Genomic DNA, 2625 nt, shown 5'->3' with positions numbered 1-2625 from the left:
GTGAGGTGTTCCGCTCCCTGGCCGGCTGACGGGGGCAGGGCCGGGGCCGTCCCGATGGCGGGCGGCCGGTCAGTCGTGGTCCTCGTAGGCGTCGAAGACGCACAACAGCCATTCGTCTCGGAAAGGCTGCTCGCGGACGAGGGCGAAGTCGGCCAGGTTCGCCGCGTCGACGACCGCCGCCACCAGGTCGAGGTCCAGGGTGCCGAACACGGGTGTGATGCGGACCGCAACCACTACTTGGTCACGTTCCGCGTTGAAGATTGTTGTCGGATGCAGGTCGTCGAGTGTCTCCACGACCAGGGGCGAGTGCTTGGTCACCGATGTCTCCTGCGGCCGCCTTGGGGCGGCTCCTCGAAGGGGGTTGACGGTCGTCGGTAGTGGGTCGTCATCACAAGCGGGTCATGTCGGACGACGGAACCATACGCAGAGGGCACGATGGTTTGGTGACCACCCCGGTGCCCGACCGTGACGGCTTTCTCAGGGAGTGGTCGGGCCTGCACGGAGGTTACGATGCCACAACCGGCATGTGGCTCGTTCGCCGTTGGCTCGGCTTGGTCTACCGTCTCGGTCGTCCGTTGGCCGCGGGTGGCATCAGCCCCACGTCGATCACCGTCGCCGGGACACTGCTGACCGGCGGCATGCTGCCGGCCGTGGCGCTGGGCGGCCCGTTCCCGCTGCTGGCCGCGATGATCGTCGTCGCTGGTGGCCTCCTGGACAACCTTGACGGATGCGTGGCTGTCCTCACCCGTCGGGTGACGCCCTGGGGGGCCGTCCTCGACTCGCTTGCGGACCGGATCTGTGACGGGATCTACCTTGTCGCCTTCTGGCTGCTCGGTGCCCCCGGCGGGGTGTGTGCCGCTGCCGGGGCTGCGGTCGCTCTGCTGGAGTATCTGCGTGCGCGGGCCGGGAACGTGGGGTTCTGCGAGATCGGTGTGGTGACGGTCGGAGAGCGGCCCACCCGGATCATCATTACAGTGATCGCGATGGTAGGCGCGGCGATCGACCCCGGCCGTGCCGACCTTGCCGGCATGATCGGTGCCGCCGCCACCGCAGCGGTCTGCGCCGGGGGCCTGATCCAGCTCGGTATCGTCGTTCACCGGGTACTGCGGACATACCCGGTGGCTTCACAGCAAGAAAATCTGAATGCGCCCGGGTGAACAAGCGATGACATCACGGCCGAGGCGGCTGATCAGGCCGTAGCGTCTCCCTTTCTTGACTGAATTCCTTGGGGCTTCCGGCGACGCGACAAGAATTGCGATCGTTTCGCTGTCGGCTCACCAGGTGGGGGGAAACGTGATGTCCAGGTTTGCTGTGCGCCGTGTGGGCGCATTCCTTGCCGCGCTCTCGGTGTTCGTCGTGTCGCTCGCGGTTGTCGTGACGGGAACCGCGACCGCTGCGGACGCGTCCTTCGGCGCCGGCAATCTCGTGGTGGTGCGCGTGGGTACCGGGTCCGGTGCCCTGTCGAGCGCGGCCACCGCGGTCTTTCTCGACGAGTATTCACCCGGCGGCACGCTGGTGCGGTCACTACCGATGCCGACTGCGACCTCGGGCGCGACGAACGCGCTGACGATGAGCGGGTCTGCGAGCTCGGAGGGGGGGTTGACGCTCTCGCCCGACGGACGCTTCCTGGCCCTCGCGGGCTACGGCGCGGCTCCCGGGACCACGGGCGTGGCGAGTACGGCCGCAAGCAGTGTGAACCGGACTGTGGGTATTGTGGCCAGCACCGGGGTCGTCGACACGTCCACCCACCTGAGCGCATATTCCGGCAACAACATTCGTGGCGCGGCGACCACGAACGGTACCGATATCTGGACCGGCGGAGTCGGTAGCGCCGGTGACGGCGGTCTGCTGGCAACGACAAAGGGCGCGTCGGGTGCGGCATTCACACCGCTGACCGCTGCCACCAGTAATGTGCGGGTGCCCGTCGTCGCCGATGGTCAGCTCTATGTATCGTCCAATCAGACCGGGCTCCAGGGCGTGAACAAGGTCGGCAGCGGCATCCCGACGTCATCGGGGCAGGCGTTGACCAATGTCGCCACGGTCACCGGCGGTGCGTACGGCTATGTGTTTGTGGACCGCGACTCCGCGGTCCCCGGAGTCGACACGCTGTACGTCGTGGATCAAAGTCAGGGACTTCTGAAGTTCGCGCGCGTCGCGGACGCCTGGACCGCGCAGGGTAGCGCTGCCGGTAACTACACGGGCATCACCGCGGCGAGCGCCGGTGGTTCGGCCGTCATCTATGCGACATCGGGCGCCGCCGCCGGCAACAAGATTGTGAAACTGACGGACAGCGCGGCGTACAACGCGCCGTTGGCGGTGGGCTCGGCGACGACGATCGCGACGGCGGCGGCCAACACGGTTCTGCGCGGCCTCTCCTTCACGCCGCAACCGATCATTGCGCCGACGATTCTGACTCAGCCCGTCGGTGGGACGGTCCCCGCCGGCACCAGCGTCACGTTGACGGTGGCCGCGACCGGCACCGGGCCGCTGAGCTACCAGTGGTACTCAGGTACGTCGGGCAGTACGACATCGCCTGTCACGGGAGCGACGGGTACCTCGTACACGACACCACCGCTCGATGCGGCGACCAGCTACTGGGTGCGTGTCAGTAACGCCGCCGCCGGC

General features: G+C 67.5%; 2 protein-coding genes and 1 pseudogene. 2 read left to right on the top strand and 1 reads right to left on the bottom strand.

The genetic code is table 11. The annotated features are described in order from the left end of the window. Positions 1 to 69: 69 nt before the first annotated feature. Positions 70 to 318 carry a hypothetical protein gene (locus U9978_RS02355; RefSeq protein ID WP_322759362.1) on the bottom strand — a complete coding sequence of 83 codons (249 nt, stop codon included), beginning with the start codon at positions 316 to 318 and terminating at the stop codon, positions 70 to 72. 125 nt (positions 319 to 443) lie between these two features. Between U9978_RS02355 and U9978_RS02350 the strand changes: the two genes are divergently transcribed. Then, complete coding sequence (locus tag U9978_RS02350; RefSeq protein WP_322759361.1) at positions 444 to 1157, top strand: CDP-alcohol phosphatidyltransferase family protein; 714 nt, start codon at positions 444 to 446, stop codon at positions 1155 to 1157. Between the two features lie 139 nt (positions 1158 to 1296). After that, positions 1297 to 2625, top strand: a pseudogene (locus tag U9978_RS02345) (DUF3616 domain-containing protein); the annotation flags it as partial.

It is taken from the genome of Protofrankia sp. Cr2, from assembly GCF_963555885.1.
Taxonomy (GTDB): domain Bacteria; phylum Actinomycetota; class Actinomycetes; order Frankiales; family Frankiaceae; genus Protofrankia.
The sequence above is the reverse complement of the archived record's forward strand: the minus strand, read 5'-3'. Positions and strand labels throughout refer to the sequence as shown.